Consider the following 25,506-nt stretch of genomic DNA (forward strand, 5'->3'; position numbering starts at 1 on the left):
CGGCCGCCTCAGGCGTCGTCGAGGCCGCGCTCGATGGCGTACCGGACGAGCTCCACCCGGTTGTGCAGCTGGAGCTTGCCCAGGGTGTTCTGGACGTGGTTCTGCACCGTGCGGTGCGAGATGACCAGGCGCTCGGCGATCTGCTTGTAGCTGAGGCCCTTCGCGACCAGCCGCAGGACCTCGGTCTCGCGGTCGGTGAGCTGCGGGGCCTTCGGCTCGTCGGTGCCGGCCGCCGGGGCGGGCTCGGAGGCCAGGCGGCGGTACTCGCCGAGGACCAGGCCGGCCAGGCCCGGGGTGAAGACGGGGTCGCCGACGGCCGTGCGGCGCACCGCGTCGATCAGCTCCTCCGTACTGGCCGACTTGAGGAGGTAGCCGGTGGCGCCCGACTTGACCGCCTCCAGGACGTCGGCGTGCTCGCCGCTCGCCGAGAGGACGAGGACGCGCAGCTCGGGGCGGCCGCCGACGAGCTCCTTGCAGACCTGGACGCCCGGCTTGACGGGCAGGTTCAGGTCGAGGACGAGGACGTCGGGGCCGGCCGCGCCGGCCCGGCGCACGGCCTGCTCGCCGTCGCCGGCGGTGGCGACCACGTCGAAGCCCGCCTCGGCGAGGTCGCGGGCGACCGCGTCCCGCCACATCGGATGGTCGTCGACGACCATCACCTTGATCCGCTGCTCGCTCACTTCTCCCCTGCCTTCCCCCGTGGAACCTTCAACTCGACTTCCGTGCCCTGCCCCGGGACCGAGATCAGCTCGGCCGATCCGCCCAGATCCCGCAGTCTCCCCCGGATGGACAGGGCGACGCCCATCCGGCCCTCGCCCCAGGCCTCCGCGAGGCGGCCCTCCGGGATGCCGGGGCCGTCGTCCCTGACGGTGACGATCACCTCGTCCGTCCAGTCCTCGATCAGGATCCACGCGTGCGCGTCCTCCCCGGCGTGTACCCGCACGTTGTCCAGGGCGGCTCCGACGGCGTTGGCCAGTTCGCGGGCGGCGGCCGGCGGCAGCGGGACCGGGGCGCCCGGCTCGGAGAGGGTGACCTTGGCCCCGGCGCGCGGGGCGAGCAGGACGCGGAGGTCGACGGGCGCGTCGTCGTCGGGCTCGTCGTCGACCTCGACGACGCGGACGAAGGCGCCCTCGGACTCGTCCTCCGAGACCAGGCTGGGCCGGGTGAGCCCGCCCGCGACGAGGGTGCGGAGGGCCACCTCCTGCTCCCCCGCCATCCTGGCGATCTCGGCGGCCTCGCCTCCCATCGCCATACCGCGCCGCTGCACCATCGCGAGGACCTGGAGGACGCTGTCGTGGATGTCGCGGGCGAGCCGCTCCCGCTCCCGGGTCGCGGCCTCGATCTCCAGGGCGCGGGCGAGGGTGCGCTCGGAGGCGCGGGCGACCTCGACGACGTAGCCGATGGCGATGGAGGCGACCCAGACGAGGAGCACGTTGTGGAAGGTGTCCTGGCTGGGGTGCCCGCGCTCGATGATGTTGGCGACGGCGACCAGGGAGGAGGCGACCCCGGCCCAGCGCCAGCCGCCCTTGAGCGCGAACGCGAGGACGGAACCGGCGGTCCATATCGACGGCAGGGTGGGGCCGTCGGACGACTGGGCCTGGGCGTCGACGAGCGGGGTGAGGAGGATGCCCACGAGGGCGACGGCGAGGTCGGCGACGAGGAAGCGCTTGGTGCAGTTCGCAGCGGTCGCCACCTTGGGGAGGGTGGCGAGGGTCCAGACGCACAGCACCGCCAGATAGGCGACGGCGATCCAGGGCCGCTCGTACCGCTCCCGGCCGAACACGAAGATCAGCACCGCGTAGACCATCGTCAGGACGCGGTAGCCGGTCAGCGCCCGCCACAACGGCTGCTCGACCGACATGCGCACGACACGCTCGCGCTTGGCCAACTCCCCCACCCCCGGAAAACCCCTCGCGGGGACTTACGCGCCGGACTCTTCCCGAGCGGCGATCTCTGCCTTGACGGCCTCCTTGGCCGCCTTCTCCGCGTCCGCGATCTGCCGCTTGGCGGCGGTCGCGTAGATGTCGACGTACTCCTGGCCGGACAGCTTCATGATCTCGTACATGACCTCGTCGGTCACCAAGCGGAGGATGAAGCGGTCGCCCTCCATGCCCTGGTAGCGGGTGAAGTCCAGCGGCTTGCCGATCCGGATCCCCGGGCGCATCAGCTTGGGGACGATCTTGCCGGGCGGCTGGATCTTCTCGGTGTCGATCATGGCGACCGGGATCACGGGCGCGCCGGTGGCCAGGGCCACGCGCGCGAGACCGCCGGGCTTGCCCCGGTAGAGGCGGCCGTCGGGCGAGCGGGTGCCCTCGGGGTAGATCCCGAAGAGGCCGCCGCCCTCGATGACCTCGATGCCGGCCTTGATGGCCGCCTCGCCCGCGCCGCGGGCACCCGAACGGTCCACCGGGAGCTGGCCGACGCCCTTGAAGAAGGCGGCGGTGAGCTTGCCCTTCACACCGGGGGTGGTGAAGTACTCGGCCTTGGCGATGAAGGTGACCTTGCGGTCCAGGACGGCGGGCAGGAAGAAGGAGTCCGAGAAGGACAGGTGGTTGCTCGCGAGGATCGCGGGTCCCTCGGCGGGGATGTTCTCCAGACCCTCCACCCACGGCCGGAAGGCAAGCTTCAGGGACCCTCCGAGGGAGAACTTCATCGCGCCGTAGATCAACTCGCCAAGCCTTCCGTGTGCCGTCGCCACGACTTTATCCCGTACCGGCGCACGGCCCCCGCTACGGCCCTGGTCGGTGTCGGTCCGGTCGCGTACCGTGAAGGTCCTTCCCCATTTATCGTCGCTCCGGCGCACCCCGAGGACGCCGGAGTCGCAACCGAACAGGAGACCCCGGTGCCGGTCCTTCCCGGAGCCGAGCCGTACCGCCATGAAGGCGGAGAGGTCGGCGTCCTTCTCTGTCACGGATTCACCGGTTCCCCGCAGTCGATGCGCCCGTGGGCCGAGTACCTGGCCGAGCGCGGCCTGTCGGTGTCGGTGCCGCTGCTGCCCGGTCACGGCACCCGCTGGCAGGACATGCAGCTGACCACCTGGCACGACTGGTACGCGGAGGCGGACCGGGCCCTGCGCGAGCTCCTGGAGCGCTGCGAGACCGTCTTCGTCTTCGGCCTCTCCATGGGCGGGGCCCTCACGCTGCGGCTCGCCGCCCAGCACGGTGACGCGGTGCGGGGCATCGTCCTGGTCAACCCGGGCAACAAGGTGCACGGCCTCGCCGCGCACGCCCTGCCGGTCGTCCGGCACCTGGTGCCGTCCACGAAGGGCATCGCCAGCGACATCGCCAAGGAGGGCGTGACCGAGGTCGGCTACGACCGGGTGCCGCTGCACGCCGCGCACTCCCTGCGGCAGCTCTTCCGGACGGTGGACGCGCAGCTTCCGCAGGTCACCCAGCCGGTGGTACTGCTCCACAGCCCGCAGGACCACGTCGTGCCGCCCGCCGACTCGGCCCGGATCCTCTCCCGCATCTCCTCGACGGACGTGCAGGAGATCCTGCTGGAACAGAGCTACCACGTGGCGACGTTGGACCATGACGCGGAGCGGATCTTCGACGAGAGCCTGGCCTTCGTCGAGCGTCTGGCCCCGGATCTGGTCGACGGGAAGGGGAGCAGGAGCGGTGGCTGAGCAGCAGGACGGCCCGGAGCGGGAGCCGCAGCCCATCGACGAGGAGGCGGCCTGGGCCGCGATCGTCGCCGGGTACGGCGAGGAGCCCGCGGACCCTCCGGGGACGAAGCCGTTCCGGCCCGTCGAGAACCTGTCGCTGCCCGAGCCCGAGGACGAGGACGGGCCCGACGAGGAGGTCCGGCCCGTGAAGGGCACGACCTGGAAGCCGAGGCCGAAGCCCGCGCCCGAGGACCCCGAGGCGGACGAGGACCCGGAGGCGGGCCCCGAGAAGCCGGCGCTCGGCAGCTCGATCGTGTTCGCGCCCGGGGTGCGGACCGGCGGCCCCCGGGACTACTCCCCGGCCGAGCCGGACGAGGAGGCCGGCGGCGCCGACGAGGGCCACTTCGTCCCGCCGGAGCCGCCGCCGCTGCCCGAGGCCGACACGACGACCAAGTTCGCCTGGCTCGCGGTCGTCGGCGGCCCCGTCCTGATGCTGCTCGCCGTCCTGCTCCAGTGGGACATGACCTGGTGGCTGACGACGCTCTGCGTGGGCGGCTTCCTGGGCGGCTTCGCGACCCTGGTGGCCCGCATGAAGCACGACGACGACGATGACGACGGCTTCGACGACCCGGGCCGCGGGGCGGTCGTCTGATTCTCGACGCCGCCCTCGCACCGCTCGGCGCCGGGCCGCCTCCCGGCCGCCGGGCAGGTGGCCGGGCAGGTCGTGCCGGGTGCGGCCTCAGGGCGCGGCGGGCACCCTGACCGCCGCGAGGACCGGAAGATGGTCGGTGGCGGCCCGCAGGTCCGCCCGGTCGAGGTCCGTCGGGACCCCACAGCCGAGGAACTCGACGCCGGGGGTCGCCAGGATCGCGTCGATGCGCTGGTGGGGGTCCGCGGGCGTCGAGGTGTACTCGGCGCCCCAGGGGCTGACCGCCCAGCCGTCCTGGAGCTCCTTCGTGAGCCGGGTGAAGGCGGGGCCTCCGGGGCGTTCGTTCAGGTCGCCGGCGACGAGGGCGTGCGGGGTGCCGAGGGCGGCGACCCGGTCGAGGACCATCCCCGCCTGGGCGTACCGCTCGTCCTTCCGCAGGCTCAGATGGCAGCTGACGAGACCGAGCCGGGCCCCGGCGAAGCGGACGACGGCGGTCGCGAGGCCGCGCCGGTGCAGGCCGGGCGTCAGGGGCAGCAGGACGTCCTCCGTACGCTCCACCGTGGCCCGCAGGGAGCAGAGCAGGAGCGGTCCGGCGGCGGTCGCGCCGCCGCTCAGGACGACGAGCTCGCTCTTCGCGGCGAGCCGGGCGGCGTGTTTGCGCCAGCGGAAGAAGCGCGGGGCCTCCTGGACGAAGACGAGGTCCGGGGCGCAGGCGCGGATCACCCGGGCGAGGGCGTCCTCGTCGTCGCGCATCGAACGGACGTTGTAGCTCAGGACCCGGAGGACGGCCGAACCATCGCTCTCGGTACGGGAGTTGGGCAGCTCACTGATCGCCATGACGGTCAACATACGACGACCGCCCGCCGGGTCCGAGAGGACGCGGCGGGCGGTCGTCGTATGCCCCGGTACGGGGGTCAGCCCTGGCGGGCGAGGTCGGCCGCGCCGACCAGGCCGGCCTTGTTGCCGAGCTGGGCCGCGAGGACCTGCGCGTGCGGGCGCCACTGGCCGCCGATCAGCCAGCGCCGGAAGGACTTGCGGATCGGGTCGAGGACGAGGTCGCCCTCGTCCGAGACGCCGCCGCCGACGATGAACGCCGAGGGGTCGAAGAGCGAGGCCAGGTCGGCGAGACCGGCGCCCGCCCAACGGGCCAGCTCGCGGAAGGAGTCGACGGCCACCGGGTCGCCGGCGCGGGCGGCCTGGCTGACGTGCTTGCCCTCGATGCCCTCCGGGGTGCCGTCACCGAGGCCGAGGAGGATCTCCGCGCGCTCCGGGGTGGCGTTGGCGCGCTGCTTGGCGTACCGGACGAGCGCACGCCCCGAGGCGTACTGCTCCCAGCAGCCCTGGCTGCCGCAGCCGCACAGCAGACCGTCCGGGACGACCCGGATGTGGCCGAACTCGGCGGCCACGCCGAAGCGGCCGCGGCGCAGCTTGTTGCCGATGATGATGCCGCCGCCGAGGCCGGTGCCGAGGGTGATGCAGATGACGTCCTCGTGGCCCTTGCCGGCGCCGAACTTGTACTCGCCCCAGGCCGCCGCGTTGGCGTCGTTCTCGACGACCACGGGCAGGCCGACCCGCTGCTCGACCTTGTCCTTGAGCGGCTCGTGCCGCCAGTCGATGTTCGGCGCGAAGAGGACGGTCGCGCGCTTGTCGTCGACGTAACCTGCGGCTCCGATGCCGACGGCCTCGATCTGGTACCCCTTGCCGGCCTCGGAGACCGCGGCGCAGATCGCGTCGACGATGCCCTCGGGGGTCGGCGGGGTGGGCACGGTGTGGGTGTCGAGGATGTTGCCCTCCTCGTCGACCACGCCGGCCGCGATCTTCGTGCCGCCGATGTCGACGCCGATGGTGAGTCCCATGTGTCCCTCAGTTTTCGGTCGAGCCCCGCTAAGGCCCACCGTACCCGAGCGGGGATCGCCCGCCGATCAGTCGAGGTCGATGTGCTGGCCGGTTCCCGGCCCCTCGTCGCCCTTGCGGTCGTCCTTGCGGTCGCCCTCCGGTGGCGTGTCCGCGTCCCGGCGCGGATCGTCGGCGTCGGGTACGGAGCCGCCGCGGGTCCAGCGGCTCTCGTGGCCCTCGACGGCGGAGCGGTAGGCGGCGAGCAGCTCGCTGCCGGCGGCGGCGAGGTGGTCGAAGACCTGCGGGTTGCGCTCGATGACGGGCTCGACGACGGCCTTCGCCTGGTTGACGAGCTGCTGCACGGTCTCCACGGCGGTCTGCGCGGCCTGTCCGCCGAGGAGCGGGTTCCCGAGGCCGCCGGAGACCTTGTCGGCCACGGCCTCGAAGAGCTTGCGGAACTCCTCCGCGGGCGAGCCGGGCTCGGCCGCGCGCTGCGCCCTGCGGCGGGCCTTCTCCGCCTCCAGGTCCTCGGCACAGGCCTTGGCCCAGGCGTCCGAATCGCTCATGGCGTACTCCTCAGTGGCTGCGTACTTCGACGGTACACGCCGTCTCAGGGGGTACGGGGCCAGAGCCCGGGGTCGGGTGTGAAGCGGACCCGGAGGTCCCCGTCGACGAGCCCGGCGCCGGTGACGGTGCAGCGGCGCAGGGCGCCCGGCAGGGGCACGCCGCGGCGGAACGCGCCGACGGTCAGGAGCAGTTCGTCGCCGCGGCGGACGAGGGAGAGCTCCTCCTTGACGGCCCCCGGCAGCGGGATGTGCCAGACGAGGACGCCGTCCTCCTCGCGGCGGTCCTCGACGGCCCACTCCGGTACGGGGTCCGTCTTCTCGGCCCTGGCGGGCGAGAGGAGCACCAGGTCCTCGGCCCCGCGCGGGGCCCTGCCCAGATGCGGCAGCTCGTACAGCTCGCCCGCGCCGGCGGTACGGAGCTCCGCGAGGTGCCGGTGCTGTTCGGCGGTGAGGCCGGCGAGCCAGGGGTCCTCGGAGGTCGCGGGGAGTATCCGGTTGGCGACGACGGCGTCGAGGGCGAGGCGGTGGACGGCGAGGCCGAGGCGCGCGGTCCGCAGGGCACCGGCGGCGGCGGGGCCTGGTTCGAGGACGAGCCGGACGGTGGTGCCGGGGGCCTCGACGACGGCCTGGACGGCGGCGAGCTCGGCCTCCCAGCGGGCGGTCGTCTCGTACAGCCACTGCGCGGGCATGGGGACGCCGGCGAGCTGGGCGAGCATCGGGCGCAGCGCGCGGGCGGCCTGGCGCTCCGGGGGCAGGAGGCGGCGCAGATAGCGGCGGAGCTGACCGGGGAGGGCGAGGAGGGCGAGGGCCTCGTTGAGCGGGGGCAGATCGACGACGGCCAGCTCGTGGTCGCCCTCTCCGGCGTCCCTCAGGGCCCTGAGCAGGGCGAACTGCCGGCTCCCCGGGAGCTCGGTCAGCTCGGCGTCCTCGAAGGGGGCGGCGCCGAGGAGGTCGAGGGCGGCGGAGGAACGCTCCTGCAGGGCGAGGAACTCCCGCCGGAAGTCGGCGCCGGGCCGCGGCCGCAGCCTTTCGACGCCCGGGAGCGGGTCGGCGTCCTCGGAGACGAGCAGCACCCTACGGCCGGCCCGCGCCTCGGCGAGGGCGGTGGCGGCGGCGAGGGTGGTACGGCCGGCGCCGCCGGGTCCGGTGACAAGGATGATCCGCATACGGCGGAACGTTACCGGGGCGCGTTGTGGGCCCGGGCCCGCTGCCGTGTGGGCAATCGTCCCGCAGGGCGGGACGGGTGGGCACACGGGACGGCGCGCCCAGCGGCGCCTCCGCGTTCCGAGCCTGGACCCGCACCCCGATGCGCGGCGCACCCGTGGTGCGGGTTCAGGCGCGGGAGCCTCTGGCGCCGGCAAGGGCGCCGTTCCGTTGTGCCCACCCGTTCCGCCCCTTGCGGAACGCCTGCCCACAACGGGGTGGGCGCCGCCCCGGCGGAACGCGTGCCCACACGGCAGACGCTTACGCGCCCGATTCCACGCGCTGCTTCAGGCCCTGCAGGGCGCGGTCGATGATGACCTTCTCCGCCTTGCGCTTGATCATGCCGAGCATGGGGATCTTGACGTCCACCGTCAGCTGGTACGTCACCTCGGTGCGGTCGTCGCCGAGGGCCTTCAGCAGGTACGAGCCGTCGAGCGAGCGCAGCATCTGGGACTTGACCAGGGTCCAGGAGACCTCGTTGTCCCCGGTCCAGGTGTACGCCAGGGTGTGGTCGTCCTTGATGGCGCCGGCGTCCAGGAGCAGCCGGACCTTCTCCGCGCGGCCGGCCTCGTCGGACGAGAGGACCTCGGCCTCCTTGACCTCGCCGGTCCACTCGGGGTAGCGGGCGAAGTCGGCGATCACGCCCATGACGTCGGCCGGCGCCGCCTCGATGGTGATGCTCGAGCTGGTGTGTTCGGCCATCGCGGTGGCTCCTCCACTGTGCGGTCCGGCGGAAGTAAAAGGGGCACAGACGTGCCGACGGAAGGCTATCGCGCCCCCGCGGCCGCGCCGTCACCACTCCAGGGCGTAGGGCCTCCCGGTCGAGGCGAAGTGGCCGACGTTCACGCATTCCGTGCGACCGATCCTCATCCGCCGGGCGAGCGGCTGGTGGACGTGGCCGAAGAGGGAGTAGCGGGGCCGGACGCGGTGGATGGCGTCGAGCAGCGCCCGGCTGCCGCGCTCGAAGCGGCGGGCGACGGTGTCGTACGTCAGTTCCGGCACCTCCGGCGGGATGTGGGAGCAGAGGACGTCGACGTCGCCGAGGGCCTCGACCTTGGCGGCGTACTCCTCGTCGGAGATCTCGTAGGGGGTGCGCATGGGCGTGCGGAGCCCGCCGCCGACGAAGCCGAACACGAGCCCGCCGAGCTCGATCCGCTGCCCGTCGAGGACGGTCGTCCCGGGCCCGGCGAACTCGGGCCAGAACCGCGGGATGTCGACGTTCCCGTAGGTGGCGTACGTGGGGGTGGGGAAGGCGGCGAAGAGTTCGGCGTACTGGCGGCGGACCGCGGCCTCGATGGCGGTCTCGCGGTCGACGTCGAGCGCGGCCCAGAGGCTGCGTCCCAGGTCGCGGGCCTCGTCGAAGCGGCGGGCGGTACGGAGCTCGACGAGCCGGTCGGCGTTCTCGGTGCCGAAGAGGTCGGGGAAGATGCCCCGGCTGTGGTCGGCGTAGTCGAGGAAGAGGACCAGGTCACCGAGGCATATGAGGGCGTCGGCGCCCTCCCCCGCCTTGGCGAGGTCGCCGGCGTTGCCGTGCACGTCACTGACCACATGGACTCGCATGAGCCCACCTTAGGGGGTGTCACCTGCGGTTACTTGGGAGTCGTGAAACCTGTGGATTACTGTGCGCAGAGCACCGTCACGCATGTGTGACGCACGGAACATCTGGCCGGGACCCCCTATCGGGAACCATGTACTGGTGGGTAACGTCCGAGCGGTCCAGTCGTGCTCACCCCCACTGAGCACCTGCCCGATCATGGACTTCACCGGTGCATCACACAGAGCCGTGGCGCCGGCGCCCGATGAGGAGCAGCAGTCTTGCGCGAGTTCAGCCTTCCGGCCCTGTACGAGGTCCCCACGGACGGCAACCTGACGGATCTCATCCGCCGCAACGCCTCCCAGCACCCAGACGTCGCCGTGATGGGGCGCAAGGTCGACGGCGTCTGGACCGACGTCACCGCCACGCAGTTCCTCGCCGAGGTCCGGGGGGTCGCCAAGGGTCTGATCGCCTCCGGTGTGGAGCCGGGCGACCGGGTCGCGCTGCTGTCCCGTACGCGTTACGAGTGGGTGCTCCTCGACTTCGCGATCTGGAGCGCGGGCGCGGTGACCGTGCCGGTGTACGAGACGAGCTCGCCGGAGCAGATCCAGTGGATCCTCGGTGACTCGGGCGCGACGCTCGTCCTGGTGGAGAGCGCGGGACACGAGGAGTCGGTGGCGTCCGTCCGGGCGAACCTCCCGGGCCTCAAGGGCGTCTGGCAGATCGAGGACGACGCGCTCGCGCGGCTCACCGCCGCCGGCGAGGCGGTCTCCGACGAGCTGCTCGACGAGCGGATGTCGGCGGCGAACGCGGACGACCCGGCGACGATCGTCTACACCTCGGGCACGACGGGCCGCCCCAAGGGCTGTGTCCTGACGCACCGGGCCTTCTTCGCCGAGTGCGGCAACGTGGTGGAGCGGCTCAAGCCCCTCTTCCGTACGGGCGAGTGCTCGGTGCTGCTGTTCCTGCCGGCCGCGCACGTCTTCGGGCGGCTCGTCGAGGTCGCGTCCGTGATGGCGCCGATCCGGCTCGGCTGCGTCCCGGACATCAAGAACCTCACGGACGAGCTGGCCTCGTTCCGGCCGACGCTCATCCTGGGCGTGCCGCGCGTCTTCGAGAAGGTCTACAACTCGGCGCGGGCGAAGGCGCAGGCCGACGGCAAGGGCAAGATCTTCGACAAGGCCGCGCACACGGCCATCGCGTACAGCCGGGCGATCGGCACCCCGCAGGGCCCGTCCTTCGGTCTGCGGCTGAAGCACAAGGTCTTCGACAAGCTGGTCTTCAGCAAGCTGCGGGCGGTGCTGGGCGGTCGCGGCGAGTACGCCATCTCGGGCGGCGCCCCGCTGGGCGAGCGGCTCGGCCACTTCTTCCGGGGCATCGGCTTCACGGTCCTGGAGGGCTACGGCCTGACGGAGTCGTGCGCGGCGACGGCGTTCAACCCGTGGGACCGGCAGAAGATCGGCACGGTCGGTCAGCCGCTGCCGGGCTCGGTGGTGCGGATCGCGGACGACGGCGAGGTGCTGCTGCACGGCGAGCACATCTTCACGGAGTACTGGAACAACCCGACGGCGACGGCCGAGGCGCTCGCGGACGGCTGGTTCCACACGGGTGACATCGGCACCCTCGACGAGGACGGCTACCTCGCGATCACCGGCCGCAAGAAGGAGATCCTGGTGACGGCGGGCGGCAAGAACGTCGCCCCGGCGGTCATCGAGGACCGGATCCGCGCGCACGCGCTGGTCGCGGAGTGCATGGTGGTCGGCGACGGGCGTCCGTTCGTGGGCGCGCTGGTCACGATCGACGAGGAGTTCCTCGGCCGCTGGGCGAGCGAGCACGGCAAGCCGACCGGTTCGACGGCGGCCTCCCTGCGGGAGGACGCGGAGCTCGTCGCGGAGGTCCAGCGGGCGATCGACGACGGCAACGCCGCGGTGTCCAAGGCGGAGTCGGTCCGCAAGTTCCGTATCCTTCCGGCCCAGTTCACGGAGGAGGCGGGGCACATCACCCCGTCCCTGAAGCTGAAGCGGAACGTGGTGGCGAAGGACTTCGCGGACGAGATCGAGGCGATCTACGCCAAGTAGGAGCGCGTACGAAGGGGCCCGGGGCGATCACATCGCCCCGGGCCCCTTCGCCGTACCGAGCCGGGGCCGGTCCGCCGGCCCCGGGCCCCGATCTGCCGGACCGGCCCTACAGCAGCTCGCGCAGCCGCTCCGCGAGGAGGTCCCAGCGCCAGCGCTCCTCCACCCAGGCCCGGCCCCGCTCGCCCATGCGGGCGCGGAGCTCGGGGTCGAGGAGGAGGGTGGCGACGCGGTCGGCGGTCTCCTCGGCGGACTCGCCGCGGACCACCCAGCCGGTCTCGCCGTCGAGGACGGCGTCGGGCGCGCCGCCGGAGTCGCCCGCGACCACGGGCAGGCCGGTGGCGGAGGCCTCCAGGTAGACGATGCCGAGGCCCTCGACGTCGAGGCCGCCGCGCCGGGTGCGGCAGGGCATGGCGAAGACGTCGCCGGCCCCGTAGTGGGCGGGCAGCTCGGACCAGGGGACGGCGCCGGTGAAGCGTACGGATCCGGCCACGCCGGTCTCGGCGGCGAGACGGCGCAGGTCCTTCTCGTACGGTCCGCCGCCGACGATCAGGAGGACGGCGTCCGGGACCCGGCTCAGGATCGCGGGCAGGGCCCGGATCAGGGTGTCCTGGCCCTTGCGCGGGACGAGCCGGGAGACGCAGACGACGACGGGGCGGTCGCTGAGCCCGAGGCGGGCGCGGACCTCGTCGCCGCCCGAGTCGGGGTGGAAGGTCTTCTCGTCGACGCCGGGCGGGAGCTGGACCATGCGCCGGGCGGCGGCCGGGCTGAGGGCGGTCGCGATCCGGGAGCGGGTGTACTCGCCGAGATAGGTGATCGTGTCCGTGCCCTCGCCGATGCGGCCCAGGAGCTGCCGGGCGGCCGGGAGCTGGGCCCAGCCGGCCTCGTGCCCGTGGGTGGTGGCGACGAGCCGCTTCGCGCCCGCCCTGCGCAGGGCGGGGGCCATCAGGCCGAGCGGCGCGGCGGCGCCGAACCACACGGACTCGCAGCCGTGCTCGCGGAGGAGCGCGGTGGCGCGGGCGGTGACCCGAGGAGTCGGCAGCAGCATGGTGGTGCGATCCCGCACGACCGTGAAAGGCTGTTCGGCATCGAACGCCGCCGTCGCCTCGATCCCTTCGCGGCTGCGCTTCCACGTGGAGGCGTAGACCACGATCCGGTCGGGGTCCAGGCGGAGTGCCATGTTGTGCAGGAAGGCCTGGATTCCGCCGGGACGCGGCGGGAAGTCGTTGGTTACGATCAGGGTCTTGTGCATCGTGGCCGACAGTACGCGATGCCCACCACCGCCCGGCAACACGACCGCCCCGCCACCGCGGGCCGACAGGACAAGGACGCGACAGTGACGACGGGTGCCGTGGAGAACGGGTCACGCACGGGTCTGAGACTTCCGCTCGGCCTCTGGGGTCTGTCCAGGGTCCTGCTGCTGCTCTGCGTCTTCAAGGTCGTGGTGATCCCCGGCCCCGACATCACCTTCGACGTCCGGGACATCTACCAGGGCTGGTACGAGGTCCTGCGGACGGGCACGTATCCGCTGGACGACGTCACCTGGCAGTACCCGCCGGCCGCGGCGTTCGCGATCCTCGCCCCCGGTCTGCTGCCGTTCCTCGACTACGCGTCCGCGTTCTTCGTCCTCGCCTTCCTCTGCGACGCGCTGGTCTTCGGGCTGCTCCTGCACACGGGCCGCCGCGCGGGCCGCTCCTCGCGGGGTGCCTGGTTCTGGCTCGCGGGCGTCCCGCTGCTCGGCCCGACGGCGTACGCCCGGTACGACGTGATGGTCACCGCCGTGGCGGTGGCGGGGCTGCTCGCGGCGGGCCGGAGCCCGCGCGTCCTCGGCGCGCTCGCCGGTTTCGGCGCGGTCCTGAAGGTGTGGCCGGTGCTGCTGCTCGCGGGCACGCCGAAGGGGCGGGCGACCCTGCGGTCCTGGTCGGTGGCGGTGGGCGCGGGGGCCGCGGTCCTGGCGTTCTGCGTGGTGTGGATGCCGGGGGCGCTGGCCTTCCTCGGCTTCCAGCGGGACCGGGGCACGGAGGTCGAGTCGCTGGGCTCGATGGTCTTCCACGTCGTCCGGCACTTCGGCTGGGAGGGCGAGGCGATCATGAACTACGGGTCGATCGAGTTCCTCGGCCCGTACGTGTCGACGGTGTCGACGGTCGCGCTCGGCCTCACGGTCGCCGCCTTCGGCTGGCTGCTGGTGTGGCGGATCCGGGCGCGGGCCTTCGCCTCGTCGACGGTGGCGGACGCGGCCTTCGTGGCGGTGCTGCTGTTCACGACGACGAGCCGGGTGCTCTCCCCCCAGTACATGCTGTGGCTGGTCGGTCTGGCCGCGGTGTGCCTCGCCTTCCGGTCGAGCCGGATGCGGAAGCCCGCGCATCTGGTGCTGTGGGCGACGGCGGTGACGCAGTTCGAGTTCCCGGTGTGGTTCTCGCACGTGACGCGGAGCGATCCGCTGGGCGTGGCGGTGCTGTTCACGCGGAACGGTCTGCTGATCGCCGCCACCCTCATCGCGTGCCGGATCCTGTGGCGTCACACGGTGACGGAGCCGCGTCTCGCCGAGGCCGGCGAGGCTGCCGCCCAGGAGGCTCAGCCGGAGCGCGAGAAGGCCCTGTCCGGCTCGTTCTGAGTCCTCCCGGGGGCCGCCGTGACCGTACGGCGGTGCAGCAGGCCGAGGGCCGCGCACTGGGCCGCCATGGCGAGGGCCATCGCGAGGCAGATCCCGGGGAGGCCGAGCCCGGCGCCTGAGAGGGCGTACGCGAGGGGGAGCTGGACGAGGACGCCGGCGACGGTGATCCGGGCGAGGTACGGGCTGGCTCCGGTGCCCTCGAAGACCCCGGCGAGCGCGATGTACCCGGCCATGAGCAGCAGATAGGGGCCGAGGCAGCGCAGGAAGAGCGCGCCCGCCTCCGCCACGGCGGGCCCGGCGCCGAAGGCGCGCATGACGGGGCCGGCGGCGAGGAGCAGCAGGAGCGCGGCGCCCGCGCCGAGGGTGCCGCCGAGGAGGAGGGCCTGCCGGCCGACGGCCCGCCGTTCGTCGCTGCCCGCGCCGAGCAGGTGGGCGCTGTGGATGGAGGCGGCCTGCCGGACGGCGTAGAAGGCCATGGTCGCCACGTACATGGCCTTGGTGGCGATGCCGTAGGCGGCGATCTCGGTGACGCCGAGCCGGGCGACGACGGAGACGAGCGCGAGGGCTCCGGCCATCCGGACGGCGAAGTCGACGGCCATGGGCAGTCCGGTGGCGGCGGTGCGGCGCAGCGCGGCGGCCGTGGGCAGGGCCGCCCGGGCCGCCCGGGCGGCCTTGAGGAGCGGGTCGCGGCGCAGGGCGAGGAGGCCGGCTGCGAGGGCGACGCCGCGGCCGGTGACGGTGGCGAGGGCGGCGCCCTGCACCCCGTACGCGTGGATGAGCAGCGGGTCGAGGACGAGGATCAGCCCGTTGGCGAGGAAGGCGAGCCGCATGGGGGTGCGGGTGTCGCCGGCGCCCTTGAGGATCCCGTCGAGGACGTTGGTGGCGAAGAAGACGGCGGTGCCGGGGAGCGAGATCGCGAAGTAGGCGGTGGCCAGGGCGTGCGCGGGGTGGTCGGAGCCGCCGAGCAGGAGGGCGGCGAGCGGGTCGCGCAGCAGGTAGCCGCCGAGGGCGACGGGCGGTACGAGCAGGGCGCAGAGGGCGGTGCCGCCGCGGACGGCCGCGCGGACGGCGCCGGGGTCGTCGGCGCCGCGGGCGCGGGCGACGAGGACGGTGGTGCCGGAGCCGGCCATGAGGACGACGCCGAGCAGGAGGTTCTCGACGTTGGTGGCGACGGCGACGGCGGCGACGGCGTCCCCGCCGAGCCGGGCGACCCAGATCATGTTGATGACGCCGGCGGCGACTCCGGCGAGGAGTTCGAAGTAGACCGGGCGGGCGAGCCGGACGAGTGTGCGGCGGTGCGAGGACATGACGAAGAGACCCCTCTTTCCGATGTACCTCGATTAGAGGTACATCGGAAAGAGGTAGCATGGGGGGCGGTCCCCCGACAAGCGCGAAGGAGTGGTGCCCGGTGCTGGAGCTGTCGATCCTGGGCTTCCTGTACGAGAAGCCGCTGCACGGCTACGAGCTCAAGGAGCGCATCCAGGGCCTGAGCGGCCACGTCCGCCCGGTCAGCGACGGCGCCCTCTACCCGGCCATCACCCGGCTCGTGAAGAACGGCCTGGTCGACAGCCGTACGGAGCCCGGCGCGGGCGCGGCCCCGCGCCGCACCCTCTCGCTCACCCCCGAGGGCCGCCGGGAGCTCCTCGCCCGGCTGCGCACGCCCAAGGACGCCGAGATCACCGACGGCCAGCGCTTCTTCACCCTGCTCGCCTTCCTGCGGCACCTGCCCGACCCGGCGGACCAGGCGGCCGTCCTCCGCCGCCGCCAGGAGTTCCTGGACACCCCGGCCAGCTTCTTCTACGAGGACGGGGCCCCGGTCACCGTCGAGCGGGCGCCCGACCTCTTCCGCCAGGGGATGCTGCGGATCGCCCGCGCGACGGGCACGGAGGAGAAGGCCTGGCTGAAGGAGGCCCTGGCGGAGCTGGAGGGCACACGCCCTAGCCGAGCCGCTCCGCCAGGTACGCCCGCCAGTCGGCGGTGAACTCCTCCGGCGTGGTGCCCAGGACCTCCCGGAGCGCCTTCTCCACCGCGCCGTCCCGGCCCGGGTGCGCACCCACCGCCCGGTAGAACGCGGTCAGCTTCTCCTCGCCCCAGCGGCCCGCGATCAGCTCGCAGGCCAGCCAGCCGCCCTCGTAGGCCCGGGCCAGGGCCTCCGCGTCCCCGCCGAAGGAGAAGGCCTCGTCCACGGGGAGCTCCGCCGGGAGGTCGCCGGCCAGCACCGCGCGGCGCAGCTCGGGGGCGGCCTGGGCGGCGGTGCGTTCGGTCCCCCGGTAGGCGACCCAGTCGGCGAAGCCCTCGGAGAGCCAGACGGGGGTGGCCTTCGTCGTCTGGGCGCGGGTGGCGACATGGGTGGTCTCATGGGTGAGGACCAGCTGCCGGCCGAAGGCTCCCAGCACCGTGTACGCGTCCGGGTTCACGATCACCCGGTCCGCGGGCGCGTGGGGGCCGCCGCCGGTCCGGCCGGTCGTGACGGCCGCGATGCCCCGGTAGGAGGCGGCGGGACCGCCGAGGAGCCGGCCCATCGCCTCGATCGATCCGGGCACGAGGACCACGACCCGGCCCGCCCAGTTCCCGTGCCAGGCCTCCCCGACCGCCGGGACCGCCCGGTCCGCGGCCGCCGCGATCTCCCGCAGCCGCTCCTGGCTCTGCCCCACGCCGAGGACCAGGCTGCGCCTGCCGGTCACGGCCGTGACCTCGCCCTGCTGCCACAGCTGCTGCGGGGCGCCCTCGGCGGCGCGGTCGCCGGTCACGTACCAGCGCCCGTCCCGCTCGGCGAGGTCGAGGACCCGCTCGGTGGTGGCGGGCCCGGAGTCGTAGCCCTTGATCCGGTAGCCGAGCTCGGCCCTGGCGATGACCCGGCCCTCTCCGGCCCGGTCGACATCGGTGACCCGGTAGCTCCAGCCGCCCAGCGGGACCTTCGCGAGCCGTTCGAACTCGGTGCGCGCGGCCGGTACGAGCGCGGGGTCGAGGGCCTCCAGGTAGCCGGCCTCGTCCCGGTCGAGCAGGGCCCTCGCATGCCGGTCGAGCAGGCTCTGGACCTCCCCGGAGGCCGGGCCCACCGGGGCGGGGGCCGCGCATCCGCCGAGGGCGAGCACCGCGGCCAGCAGCCCCGCCGCCGCACCGCGCACCGCTCCACTCCGCCTGCCCGCCACGCCCCCGATCGTACGGGGGGCGCTGTCAGACGCGGGTCACTGTGACGTGGGACATCATGTTCACCGGGTCGTAGCGGACCCGGGCGCCCGGGTAGGGGGCGTGGATGACCTGGCCGTTCCCGGCGTAGATCGCCACATGGCTGGCGTCGCCGCGGTACGTGACGAGGTCGCCCGGTTGCGCCTGGGAGAGCGGCACCTGGCGGCCGGCGTACCGCTGCGCCGATGAGGTGCGGGGCAGGCTGATCCCGGCCTGCCGGTACGACCAGACCATCAGGCCCGAGCAGTCGAAGGCGGACGGGCCGGTCGCCCCCCACACGTACGGCCTGCCGATCGCGCTGCGGGCGGCGATCACCGCGGCGGCGGCCCGCGAGGGGCCGAGGTCGGCGAGCGGCGGCAGCTCCTCGGCGGGCGCGTCGGCGCGCTCGCCGGTGCGGGAGGCGCGGTCGTAGTCGGCGCGCTCCTCGACGGTGAGGGAGGCGAGCACCCGGCGGGCCTCGGCGAGCTTCCGCTCGACGGTGCGCTTGTGGCGGGCGACCTCGGCCCGGCTGCGCTCCAGTTCGCCGAGGGCCGCGCGGGCCTCGCTCCGCTTCTGGTTCAGGGCGCGCTGCTCGCGCAGGAGTTCGCCGAGTGCGGCGCCCTGGCGGGCGGTGACCCGGTCCAGGGCGGTGGCCCGGTCCAGGTAGCTGTCCGGGTCGGAGGAGAGCAGCAGGGCGAGGGCGGGGTCGATGCCGCCGGAGCGGTACTGGGCCCCGGCGACCGAACCGAGCGCGCCCCGCATGCGGTTGATGCGCTCCTGGCCGCGGGCGAGGCTGTCCTGCGCCTGCGAGACGGTCCTGCGCAGCGCGTCCGCCTTCTCGTCCGCCCGGTTGTAGCCCTCGGTGGCCTTCTCGGCCTCCTCGAAGAGGCGGTCGACCGTGGCGCGGGTGGCCGCGGGCGTGGCCCCGGGGTCGGCGCTCGCGGGGACAGCCCCGAGGGACGCCGCCGCGGTGGCCGCGGCGGCGGCGGTGAGGACGGTGACCCGGGCGGGTCGGCGGTGGGACGCCACGGATCGCGCTCCGTTCGGCTCGACGCAGACTGGCGCGGCAGACAGTAGCCGCTGATCAGTCCTCGTCCAACGAAGCCGCCGGGCACACAAAGTGACGCCCCGCCGGAGAACACAGGTCACCGGCGGGGCGTCAGGTCAGTGCGCGTCGCGGCGAACCACCCGATTGGGCGGTGTGCCGCAGCGGTTCACGGGGTGGGTCAACCGGCGATCCGGACGCCGAACTGGAAGGTGCCCATGTAGTCCATGGACTCGTAGCGGACGACCGCGCCCGGCTTGGGGGCGTGCAGGATCGTGTTGTTGCCCGCGTACAGGCCCACGTGCGACAGGCTGTTGAAGAAGACCAGGTCGCCCGGCTTGAGCTGGCTGCGGCCGATCTTCACGCCGTCGTTCTGCTGGGTGTAGGTGGTGCGGGTGAGGGTGACGCCGGCCTGACGGTAGGACCACATGGTCAGACCGGAGCAGTCGTACGAGTTGGGGCCCTCGGCACCGGAGACGTACGGCTTGCCGAGCTGGGTGGCGGCGGCGGAGAGCGCGGCGGCGCCGAAGCCGTTCGCGGGGACCTCGCTGCCGAGGTTGACGCGCTCGGCGGCGCCGCGGCTGGCCCGCTGCTCCTGCTCCTGCATCTTGGCGCGCTCGGCGGCGGTGAGGCTGTTGAGGAGCTTGCGGGCCTCGGCCAGCTTGCCCTGGTACTTGGCCTTCTTGGCGCCGAGGGTCTTGCGGACGTCCTCGAGGTCGGCCAGCTTCGAGGTGGCCTCGGCCCGCTGCTGGGCGAGCGTGCGCTGCTTGGCCTGGATCGAGGTGAGCACGTCGGCCTGCTGGGCGCTCAACTGGTCGATCGCGGACGCCTTGTCGAGGTAGGTGTCCGGGTCGGAGGAGAGGAAGAGCTGGAGCGCGGGGTCGATGCCGCCGGAGCGGTACTGGGCGCTGGCGACCGAACCGATCTGGTCGCGCAGGGTGTTGAGCTCCTGCTGACCGCGGGCCACCTTGTCCTGGAGGGCGCCGATCTCCTTCTGCAGCTTCCCGCGGCGCTCGTCGGCGAGGTTGTACTGCTCCGTGGCCTCTTCGGCCTCGTGGTTGAGGGCGTCGACCTTCGCCTTGACCTCGTCGATCTTGGGCTTGGCGGGGGCCGCCTGGGCGCCGGACTGGGCGGTGAGGGCCACGGCGGCGGCCGCGGTGACGGTGAGCACGGTCACACGGGTGCGGCTCGGCTGCTTGGGTCGACGGTGGGACGCCACGAAGGCGAGCTCCTTCTTCCTCAGAGCCGCCCAACCGGTCACGGGCAGGCGGTTCCTCCGCCGCCACCCCGGATGGGTGATCAACCGCGCGAAGGTTCGATGCCCGACCCTAGTGACCAAGTTGTGATCAGTTCAAATCCCGCTGGCAAAATTCTCGCCCACGCACCACTTTATTTACATTCATCACACGGCCTGTGATGGGCACTTGACGGTGCGCCATCCAGAATTCGGGCATAACGCCCAGGAGTTGCGATGCGTTACGAGAGGCGCGAAAGCCGCTTCAGCAACAAGGCGGACGCCACCGGCCGCGCCCCCGCCTTCGCGACGCCGTCGGCCACCTCGCGGTCGGTGGAGACCACCACGACCGGACGGCCCGGCGGCTCCGCCCTGACCAGCTGACGGATCAACTCGTCCGCCGTGACACCGGGCTTGGAGAACAGCACCCGCACCCCGCGCGGCGGGGCGAGCAGCACCGGGGCCGCCAGCTCCGCCCCGTCGAAGACACAGGTGACCTCGGCGCCCGAGCGGGCCGCAAGCGCCGAGAGCCCGCCGAGCAGCCGCAGCCGCTGCTTCTCCAGCGGCATCGTCGGATAGCCGGTCTTGGTGACGTTGTAGCCGTCGACGACCAGATGCGCCTGCGGCAGCGCGAGCAGCTGGTCGAGCAGCGCCGGGTCCGTCTCGGAGAGCGCCCGCGCCGCGATGTCCTTCGGCGACATCCGCCCCGGCTCCACCGCGTCCACGGTGTCCGCCGGGTGCACCGAGACGGGCGGCAGCGCGAGTTCGCGCCGCAGCCCCTGGGCCGCGTCGAGGACCGTGTCGAGCAGCAGCCGCAGCCGCATGTCCTCCACCGAGCGGCCCTCACGGGCGGTCCTGCGGCTCGCCTCCAGGGCCGCCTCGACCTCGCCCAGCCGCGCCTTGAGCCGCCGGGTCTCGCTCTCGGCGGCCGAGACCTGGGCCGCCGACTCGGCCCGCGCGGCCTCGATCTCGCCCCGGACCTTGCGCAGCGCCGCCTCGCCGCGCTTGACGTCGCTCTGGGCGCTGCGCAGCTTGCGCTGAAGCGATTCCGCTTCCTTCCGGGCGGCGTCCAGATCGCGCCTGAGCTGCTCGGTCTCGCCCCGGGAGCGGTCCTGGGCCGCGGCCAGCTCCTCGCGCAGCCGCTCCAGCTCGCGCCGGCCGGCCTCGTCGGCCCGCTCGGCGTCGGCCCGCTGGGCCTCCTCGCCGGCGGCGGCGACGAGCTTGACCCAGCCGGGCGGGCGCAGCACATAGGCGGCCGCCGCCACGTCGACGGGGTCGGCGGCCGCGGGCGGGGCGCCGGTCTCCACGGCTCCGGCCAGCTCGGGCTGGCCCTGCTTGAACCGTTCGCCGATCCGCTGCCGGAAGAGCGGGTCGCTCTCCAGGGCGGCGGCCATCGCGTTGCCGGCGAACTTGGCCCGCCGGCTCGCGGTGAAGCGGGCGTACTGCCGCAGGGGCGCGGGCAGCTCCGCGACGGTGAGCCCGCCGAAGGCGTCCGCGACCAGCGCGACGACCCGTCGCCGTACACCTTCCGGCAATGGGTGGTCGAGCGTCTCGGCAGCGTCACCTGCCGCGCCGGCCGGCTCACCACCGTGCGCGGGCTGCTCCACGATCCGTCACCCCTATGTCGTCCGCGCCGTCCCTCAGGAAGCGGCGCCCGGCCTGTCCACCAGTTCGATCTGGTCCACCGCGTTGCACCAGCGGCAGCGGACCGACTCGATGGTCTCACTGACCACCTGCCGCTCCTCGACCGTCGGATCCCCGGCGAGGTCCAGATGGACGTACTCCACGACCTTGGACGAGCGGGTCACGTCGAAGCGGGTCAGATTGCCGCAGAGCGTGCAGCGCCAGCGGGTCTCGTCGGTCGGCAGGGGAACCGTCGTCATCGGTGCCGTCCTTCTTCCTGTTGCGTGGTACCAGGTGCGGGTGCCGCGGTGCGCCGTCGAACTGCGGTGGTGGTGCCCGTAACCCTACGGCCTCGCGGGGAGGGCGGGGCACGGCGAGGCACTCTGTCCACTTCGGCCCCGGTACGCCATGATCTGTCCATGATCGACTGGCGAGGTGCGGCCCTCGGTGCCTGGCGGGGCACCCGCAGCGGACCCACGGTGACGTACGGACTGATCGCCGCCTGCTGCCTGCTCTTCGCCCTCAGTCCGGTCTCCGGACTCAACCCGGGGTACGGCACGGGCGACGAGCTCCTGGCCGCCCAGGGCGCCTACTTCCGCCGCTGGGGCGTCGTCCCCGCCGAGCTGACCGGCGGCGACCCGCGCGCCCTGCTCACCCCGCTGACCGCGCTCTTCGTCCACGGGAGCTGGCTCCACCTCCTGGGAAACATGCTGTTCCTGTACGTCTTCGGCGCCATGGCCGAGGAGCGCATGGGCGCCGTCGAGTTCTGCCTCTTCTATCTGGGCACCGGCTACATCGCCCTGTCCGGCTACGCGGTGGCGCACGCGGACAGCGAGCAGACCCTGGTCGGGGCGTCCGGGGCGATCTCCGCGGTGCTCGGGGCCTTTCTCTTCCTCTTCCCCCGATCCCGGGTCACCAGCCTCTTCCCCTTCCTGTTCTTCCTGCCGCTGCGCTTCCCCGCCTGGATCGTGCTGATCTTCTGGTTCACGCTCCAGTGGCTGGCCGCGCGGGCGGCGGGCGCGGGGCCGGGCGTCGCCTATCTGGCCCATGTCGTGGGCTTCTCCGTCGGCTTCCTCTACGCCTGGGTGCGCTTCCGCGGTGGGGATAGAGTGAAAGCCCAAGCCGCGGCGACCGAGGGAGAAAGCCAGCCGTGATCACCGCGATCGTGCTCATCAAGACCAGCGTGGACCGCATCCCCGAGATCGCCGAGTCGATCGCCGCGCTCGACAGCGTCAGCGAGGTCTTCTCGGTCACCGGTACGTACGACCTGATCGCCATGGTCCGGGTGCCGCGCCACGACGACCTGGCGGACGTGATCCCCGGCCGGATCAGCAAGATCCCGGGCGTCGAGGCCACGGACACGCACGTCGCCTTCCGGACGTACTCCCAGCACGACCTGGAGGCGGCCTTCGCCATCGGTCTGGAGTCCTGACCCCGGACCCGCGGCACGACTGAAGGGGGCCTCCCGACCGGGAGGCCCCCTTCACCCGTACGAGTGAGCAATCAGCCGCGGTCCGGGACGCAGCGGCCGTCCTCGGTGCGGTACTTCCACTGCGCGCCGTCCCGGACGAGCTCCTTCACGGCGCCGACGAACCGGTCCACGTGCTCGTCCGGCGTACCGGCGCCGAAGCTCACCCGAATGGCGTTGAGGGAGCGCTCGCCGGGCGCGGCCTCGGGGGCGCCGCACTCCCCCGGGTCCTGCGGGTCGCTGCCGAGCAGGGTGCGGACCAGCGGGTGGGCGCAGAACAGGCCGTCGCGGACGCCGATGCCGTACTCGGCGGAGAGCGCGGCGGCGAAGTGGGAGCTGTTCCAGCCCTCCACGACGAAGGAGATGACGCCCACGCGGGGCGCGTCGTCGCCGAAGAGCGAGAGCACCCGCACCTCGGGCACCTCGGCCAGGCCCTCGCGGACCTTGGCGATCAGGAGCTGCTCGCGGGCGACGAGGGAGTCGAAGCCGGCCTCGGTCAGCGCCTTGCAGGCGGAGGCGATCGAGTAGACGCCGATGACGTTCGGCGAACCGGCTTCATGTCGGGCCGCGGTGGTGTGCCACTCCACGTCCACACCACCGTCGGCCCGACGGGCTACCTTGCGGGACGCTCCACCGCCCGCGAGGTAGGGCTCGGAATCCTGCAGCCAGTCGGCACGGCCGGCGAGGACGCCGGAGCCGAAGGGCGCGTACAGCTTGTGCCCGGAGAAGGCGACCCAGTCCACGTCCAACTCCCTTACGGAGACGGGGTGGTGGGGGGCCAGCTGGGCGGCGTCGAGCACGATCCGGGCGCCGTGCGCGTGCGCGGCGGCGGCGAGCTCCTTCACGGGCCACAGCTCACCGGTGACGTTGGAGGCGCCGGTCACGCAGACGAGGGCGGGACCGTAGGGGTCGCGGTCGGCGAGGGCGCGCTCCAGGGTCTCGACGGCCTGCTCCGGGGTGCGCGGCGCGTTGAGGTAGGTGACGCGGGCGTCCCTCCAGGGCAGCAGGGAGGCGTGGTGCTCGGTCTCGAAGACGAAGACCTGGCAGCCGGCCGGGATCGTGGCGGCGAGCAGGTTCAGCGAGTCGGTGGTGGAGCGGGTGAAGACGACCTGGTCGTCCGGGCGGCAGTCGAGGAACTCGGCGACGGTGACGCGGCTGTTCTCGAAGAGGTCGGTGGAGAGCTGGGAGAGGTAGCCCGCTCCGCGGTGGACGCTGCCGTAGTACGGGGCGTACGCGGCGACGTCGTCCCAGACCCGCTGGAGGGCCGGCGCGCTGGCCGCGTAGTCGAGCGCCGCATAGGTCACCTCGCCGCCGGTGACGAGCGGGACGGTCACGTCCCGGCCGAGGACCGGCAGCGGGGCGGCGCAGCAGGGGTCGGCGGACTCGGCGGCGACGGCGGTCTCGACGGTGGCGGCGTTCGGGCATGCGGACATGGCGGTATCTCCCGGCATAAAAAGGGCGCGAAAAGGCGTGAAAGGGCCCGCAGGGCAGCGCGAAGAAGGGTGCCGCGTACGGGCGGAAAAGGTGGAGAGAGGGGCCGAAGGGGCCCTAACGCATTCGCTTGCTCACGAGACACCGCTCCCTAGAGGACCAAGGACCCCAGGGTGGTGCGCAGGGGTCCGCGCTTGCCGCAGGCTTCTGCCGTACGACCTGGTCTTCACCCGGGGCACCCCGCCACGGACGGAGGGTTGCCGGACAGCCAGCCGGGGCTTGAGGGCTGTCGCTCATGACCTGATACAGAACGTAGTTCAGCTGATCGACGACGCGCAACCCCGTCCGCATGCCGGACGGGGCCGCGTGTCGCGCGTCAGCGGTGGGTGGCGGCGATCCACCGCTCCAGGGACCGCTGGGCCGCGCCGGAGTCGATCGCCTCCGCGCCCTTCGCGATTCCCGCGGCCAGCTGCTCCGCGAGGGTGCCCGTGCCGGGGTCGAGGGCGGTGAGCGCCGCCGCCGCGTTGAGCAGCACCGCGTCCCGTACCGGACCGGTCTCCCCCGCGAGCAGCCGGCGGGCGACGTCGGCGTTGTACGAGGCGTCCTCGCCGCGCAGCGCCTCCAGGGTGACGAGGTCGATGCCGACGTCCCGCGGGTCGAAGCGCTCCTCGGTGACACCGCCGTCCCGGACCACCCAGACCCGGGAGGTGGAGGTGGTGGTGAGCTCGTCCAGGCCGTCGTCGCCACGGAAGACCAGGGCCGAGTTGCCGCGCTCGGCGAGGACCCCGGCGACGATGGGCGCCATCCGCGGGTCGGCGACGCCGACGGCCTGGGCCCGCACCTTGGCGGGGTTGGTCAGCGGGCCGAGGACGTTGAAGGTCGTCCGGATGCCCAGCTGGCCGCGGGCCGCGGCGACGTGCCGCAGCGAGGGGTGGAACTTGATCGCGAAGCAGAGGGTGATGCCCGCTTCGTCGGCGACCTCGGCGACCCGCTGCGGGGTCAGGTTCAGATTGACGCCGAGCTTCTCCAGGACGTCGGAGGAGCCGGAGGCGGAGGATGCGGCGCGGTTGCCGTGCTTGACGACCTTGGCGCCGGTCCCGGCGACCACGATCGACGCCATCGTGGAGATGTTCACCGTCTTGGCGCCGTCACCACCGGTGCCGACGATGTCGACGGTCCGCCCGGGCACCTCGATGACGTTGGCGTGCGCGTACATGGTCCGGACGAGGCCGGCGATCTCCTGCACGGTCTCGCCCTTGGCGCGCAGCGCGACCATGAAGCCGGCGATCTGCGCGTCGGTCGCCTCGCCGCTCATGATCAGGTCCATCGCCCAGGCCGTGTCGTCGGCGGAGAGGTCGTGGCCGTCGAGCAGGCCGTTCAGCAGGACGGGCCAGGAGCGGCCCGCCGACGTAGGTCCTCCAGCGGGGGTCGCAGCGCTCATGGCAGCTCCTGATGA

The 25,506-nt window shown here is 73.1% G+C and carries 25 protein-coding genes and 1 riboswitch; of the genes, 7 read left to right on the forward strand and 18 right to left on the reverse strand.

Translation table 11 applies throughout. The features are described from left to right. Positions 1 to 8: 8 nt before the first annotated feature. The 3 genes from ACWGN5_RS29840 to ACWGN5_RS29850 are packed head-to-tail and all read right to left on the reverse strand — an operon-like array spanning position 9 to position 2,668. Entirely contained in the window at positions 9 to 656 is a 648-nt protein-coding gene (locus ACWGN5_RS29840; protein ID WP_453520876.1) for a response regulator, read from the reverse strand. 20 nt (positions 657 to 676) lie between these two features. Next, a complete protein-coding gene (gene macS / locus ACWGN5_RS29845; RefSeq protein WP_453520816.1) occupies positions 677 to 1,888 on the reverse strand; it encodes a MacS family sensor histidine kinase in 1,212 nt (403 codons plus the stop codon). Between the two features lie 33 nt (positions 1,889 to 1,921). Continuing rightward, positions 1,922 to 2,668 carry a lysophospholipid acyltransferase family protein gene (locus ACWGN5_RS29850; RefSeq protein WP_453520878.1) on the reverse strand — a complete coding sequence of 249 codons (747 nt, stop codon included), beginning with the start codon at positions 2,666 to 2,668 and terminating at the stop codon, positions 1,922 to 1,924. A 174-nt stretch (positions 2,669 to 2,842) separates the two neighbouring features. Between ACWGN5_RS29850 and ACWGN5_RS29855 the strand changes: the two genes are divergently transcribed. After that, positions 2,843 to 3,625: an alpha/beta hydrolase gene (locus ACWGN5_RS29855; RefSeq protein WP_453520819.1), complete on the forward strand. Its 783-nt coding sequence runs from the start codon at positions 2,843 to 2,845 to the stop codon at positions 3,623 to 3,625. Further along, positions 3,618 to 4,256 (forward strand): hypothetical protein, encoded by a 639-nt coding sequence (locus ACWGN5_RS29860; protein ID WP_453520822.1) that lies wholly within the window; start codon positions 3,618 to 3,620, stop codon positions 4,254 to 4,256. Before ACWGN5_RS29855 ends, ACWGN5_RS29860 begins: the two co-directional genes overlap by 8 nt. Positions 4,257 to 4,343: 87 nt before the next feature. On the opposite strand, the gene ACWGN5_RS29865 is transcribed toward ACWGN5_RS29860, so the two are convergent. The 6 genes from ACWGN5_RS29865 to ACWGN5_RS29890 form a co-directional block, all read right to left on the reverse strand. After that, positions 4,344 to 5,090 carry an endonuclease/exonuclease/phosphatase family protein gene (locus ACWGN5_RS29865; protein WP_453520824.1) on the reverse strand — a complete coding sequence of 249 codons (747 nt, stop codon included), beginning with the start codon at positions 5,088 to 5,090 and terminating at the stop codon, positions 4,344 to 4,346. Positions 5,091 to 5,167: 77 nt separating this feature from the next. Continuing rightward, complete coding sequence (locus tag ACWGN5_RS29870; RefSeq protein WP_369143790.1) at positions 5,168 to 6,109, reverse strand: ROK family glucokinase; 942 nt, start codon at positions 6,107 to 6,109, stop codon at positions 5,168 to 5,170. A 66-nt stretch (positions 6,110 to 6,175) separates the two neighbouring features. Further along, positions 6,176 to 6,655, reverse strand: coding sequence for a DUF5304 domain-containing protein (locus ACWGN5_RS29875; protein ID WP_453520825.1), 480 nt, complete (start codon positions 6,653 to 6,655; stop codon positions 6,176 to 6,178). A 44-nt stretch (positions 6,656 to 6,699) separates the two neighbouring features. Continuing rightward, on the reverse strand, positions 6,700 to 7,821 hold the full coding sequence (locus ACWGN5_RS29880; RefSeq protein ID WP_453520826.1) for an ArsA-related P-loop ATPase: 1,122 nt from the start codon (positions 7,819 to 7,821) through the stop codon (positions 6,700 to 6,702). 298 nt (positions 7,822 to 8,119) lie between these two features. Next, positions 8,120 to 8,560, reverse strand: a complete 441-nt coding sequence (locus ACWGN5_RS29885; protein ID WP_369143793.1) for an SRPBCC family protein — start codon at positions 8,558 to 8,560, stop codon at positions 8,120 to 8,122. A gap of 90 nt (positions 8,561 to 8,650) precedes the next feature. Beyond that, on the reverse strand, positions 8,651 to 9,418 hold the full coding sequence (locus ACWGN5_RS29890) for a metallophosphoesterase family protein (RefSeq protein WP_453520829.1): 768 nt from the start codon (positions 9,416 to 9,418) through the stop codon (positions 8,651 to 8,653). 255 nt (positions 9,419 to 9,673) lie between these two features. Between ACWGN5_RS29890 and ACWGN5_RS29895 the strand changes: the two genes are divergently transcribed. Then, complete coding sequence (locus ACWGN5_RS29895; RefSeq protein ID WP_453520831.1) at positions 9,674 to 11,470, forward strand: AMP-dependent synthetase/ligase; 1,797 nt, start codon at positions 9,674 to 9,676, stop codon at positions 11,468 to 11,470. A 106-nt stretch (positions 11,471 to 11,576) separates the two neighbouring features. On the opposite strand, the gene ACWGN5_RS29900 is transcribed toward ACWGN5_RS29895, so the two are convergent. Next, complete coding sequence (locus tag ACWGN5_RS29900; protein ID WP_453520833.1) at positions 11,577 to 12,719, reverse strand: glycosyltransferase family 4 protein; 1,143 nt, start codon at positions 12,717 to 12,719, stop codon at positions 11,577 to 11,579. 18 nt (positions 12,720 to 12,737) lie between these two features. On the opposite strand from ACWGN5_RS29900, the gene ACWGN5_RS29905 reads away from it, so the two are divergent. Next, positions 12,738 to 14,081, forward strand: a complete 1,344-nt coding sequence (locus ACWGN5_RS29905) for a glycosyltransferase 87 family protein (RefSeq protein WP_453520835.1) — start codon at positions 12,738 to 12,740, stop codon at positions 14,079 to 14,081. On the opposite strand, the gene ACWGN5_RS29910 is transcribed toward ACWGN5_RS29905, so the two are convergent. After that, complete coding sequence (locus tag ACWGN5_RS29910) at positions 14,042 to 15,388, reverse strand: MATE family efflux transporter (RefSeq protein WP_453520838.1); 1,347 nt, start codon at positions 15,386 to 15,388, stop codon at positions 14,042 to 14,044. The genes ACWGN5_RS29905 and ACWGN5_RS29910 overlap by 40 nt on opposite strands. Before the next feature lie 101 nt (positions 15,389 to 15,489). Between ACWGN5_RS29910 and ACWGN5_RS29915 the strand changes: the two genes are divergently transcribed. Then, positions 15,490 to 16,062 carry a PadR family transcriptional regulator gene (locus ACWGN5_RS29915; protein ID WP_453520841.1) on the forward strand — a complete coding sequence of 191 codons (573 nt, stop codon included), beginning with the start codon at positions 15,490 to 15,492 and terminating at the stop codon, positions 16,060 to 16,062. Here ACWGN5_RS29915 and ACWGN5_RS29920 read toward each other — a convergent pair. The 5 genes from ACWGN5_RS29920 to ACWGN5_RS29940 form a co-directional block, all read right to left on the reverse strand. Further along, positions 16,019 to 17,233, reverse strand: coding sequence for a hypothetical protein (locus ACWGN5_RS29920; RefSeq protein WP_453520844.1), 1,215 nt, complete (start codon positions 17,231 to 17,233; stop codon positions 16,019 to 16,021). The two genes, ACWGN5_RS29915 and ACWGN5_RS29920, sit on opposite strands and share 44 nt — an antisense overlap. A 25-nt stretch (positions 17,234 to 17,258) precedes the next feature. Beyond that, entirely contained in the window at positions 17,259 to 18,278 is a 1,020-nt protein-coding gene (locus ACWGN5_RS29925; protein WP_453520846.1) for an NlpC/P60 family protein, read from the reverse strand. A gap of 197 nt (positions 18,279 to 18,475) precedes the next feature. Then, entirely contained in the window at positions 18,476 to 19,513 is a 1,038-nt protein-coding gene (locus tag ACWGN5_RS29930; protein ID WP_453520881.1) for an NlpC/P60 family protein, read from the reverse strand. Between the two features lie 257 nt (positions 19,514 to 19,770). Continuing rightward, positions 19,771 to 21,135: an NYN domain-containing protein gene (locus tag ACWGN5_RS29935; protein WP_453520848.1), complete on the reverse strand. Its 1,365-nt coding sequence runs from the start codon at positions 21,133 to 21,135 to the stop codon at positions 19,771 to 19,773. Positions 21,136 to 21,168: 33 nt separating this feature from the next. After that, complete coding sequence (locus tag ACWGN5_RS29940) at positions 21,169 to 21,411, reverse strand: hypothetical protein (protein WP_055644001.1); 243 nt, start codon at positions 21,409 to 21,411, stop codon at positions 21,169 to 21,171. Positions 21,412 to 21,570: 159 nt separating this feature from the next. Between ACWGN5_RS29940 and ACWGN5_RS29945 the strand changes: the two genes are divergently transcribed. Together ACWGN5_RS29945 and ACWGN5_RS29950 are read left to right on the forward strand one after the other, a co-directional pair. Next, the gene (locus tag ACWGN5_RS29945; RefSeq protein WP_453520850.1) at positions 21,571 to 22,305 is read left to right on the forward strand and encodes a rhomboid family intramembrane serine protease; all 735 of its coding nucleotides are present in this window, start codon (positions 21,571 to 21,573) and stop codon (positions 22,303 to 22,305) included. Beyond that, positions 22,302 to 22,583, forward strand: coding sequence for an Lrp/AsnC family transcriptional regulator (locus ACWGN5_RS29950; RefSeq protein ID WP_017238849.1), 282 nt, complete (start codon positions 22,302 to 22,304; stop codon positions 22,581 to 22,583). The genes ACWGN5_RS29945 and ACWGN5_RS29950 overlap by 4 nt, the downstream gene beginning before the upstream one ends. A gap of 71 nt (positions 22,584 to 22,654) precedes the next feature. Here the strand turns inward: ACWGN5_RS29950 and ACWGN5_RS29955 are convergent, their stop codons facing one another. Next, positions 22,655 to 24,052 (reverse strand): aminotransferase class V-fold PLP-dependent enzyme, encoded by a 1,398-nt coding sequence (locus ACWGN5_RS29955; protein ID WP_453520853.1) that lies wholly within the window; start codon positions 24,050 to 24,052, stop codon positions 22,655 to 22,657. Positions 24,053 to 24,235: 183 nt separating this feature from the next. Further along, positions 24,236 to 24,351: riboswitch (SAM riboswitch) on the reverse strand. Positions 24,352 to 24,426: 75 nt separating this feature from the next. Further along, positions 24,427 to 25,491 carry an anthranilate phosphoribosyltransferase gene (gene trpD, locus ACWGN5_RS29960; RefSeq protein WP_453520856.1) on the reverse strand — a complete coding sequence of 355 codons (1,065 nt, stop codon included), beginning with the start codon at positions 25,489 to 25,491 and terminating at the stop codon, positions 24,427 to 24,429. Positions 25,492 to 25,506 lie beyond the last annotated feature (15 nt).

Source organism: Streptomyces sp. NPDC055815 (assembly GCF_053616475.1).

What these genes read in the sequence shown, in the direction of transcription:
- ACWGN5_RS29840 (WP_453520876.1), bottom strand. Translation starts at nt 656, where the DNA reads ATGGTCGTCGACGACCATCCGATGTGGCGGGACGCGGTCGCCCGCGAC.
- ACWGN5_RS29865 (WP_453520824.1), bottom strand. Translation starts at nt 5,090, where the DNA reads ATGGCGATCAGTGAGCTGCCCAACTCCCGTACCGAGAGCGATGGTTCG.
- ACWGN5_RS29870 (WP_369143790.1), bottom strand. Translation starts at nt 6,109, where the DNA reads ATGGGACTCACCATCGGCGTCGACATCGGCGGCACGAAGATCGCGGCC.
- ACWGN5_RS29875 (WP_453520825.1), bottom strand. Translation starts at nt 6,655, where the DNA reads ATGAGCGATTCGGACGCCTGGGCCAAGGCCTGTGCCGAGGACCTGGAG.
- ACWGN5_RS29880 (WP_453520826.1), bottom strand. Translation starts at nt 7,821, where the DNA reads ATGCGGATCATCCTTGTCACCGGACCCGGCGGCGCCGGCCGTACCACC.
- ACWGN5_RS29885 (WP_369143793.1), bottom strand. Translation starts at nt 8,560, where the DNA reads ATGGCCGAACACACCAGCTCGAGCATCACCATCGAGGCGGCGCCGGCC.
- ACWGN5_RS29890 (WP_453520829.1), bottom strand. Translation starts at nt 9,418, where the DNA reads ATGCGAGTCCATGTGGTCAGTGACGTGCACGGCAACGCCGGCGACCTC.
- ACWGN5_RS29900 (WP_453520833.1), bottom strand. Translation starts at nt 12,719, where the DNA reads ATGCACAAGACCCTGATCGTAACCAACGACTTCCCGCCGCGTCCCGGC.
- ACWGN5_RS29905 (WP_453520835.1), top strand. Translation starts at nt 12,738, where the DNA reads ATGCCCACCACCGCCCGGCAACACGACCGCCCCGCCACCGCGGGCCGA.
- ACWGN5_RS29910 (WP_453520838.1), bottom strand. Translation starts at nt 15,388, where the DNA reads ATGTCCTCGCACCGCCGCACACTCGTCCGGCTCGCCCGCCCGGTCTAC.
- ACWGN5_RS29940 (WP_055644001.1), bottom strand. Translation starts at nt 21,411, where the DNA reads ATGACGACGGTTCCCCTGCCGACCGACGAGACCCGCTGGCGCTGCACG.
- ACWGN5_RS29945 (WP_453520850.1), top strand. Translation starts at nt 21,571, where the DNA reads ATGATCGACTGGCGAGGTGCGGCCCTCGGTGCCTGGCGGGGCACCCGC.
- ACWGN5_RS29955 (WP_453520853.1), bottom strand. Translation starts at nt 24,052, where the DNA reads ATGTCCGCATGCCCGAACGCCGCCACCGTCGAGACCGCCGTCGCCGCC.
- trpD (WP_453520856.1), bottom strand. Translation starts at nt 25,491, where the DNA reads ATGAGCGCTGCGACCCCCGCTGGAGGACCTACGTCGGCGGGCCGCTCC.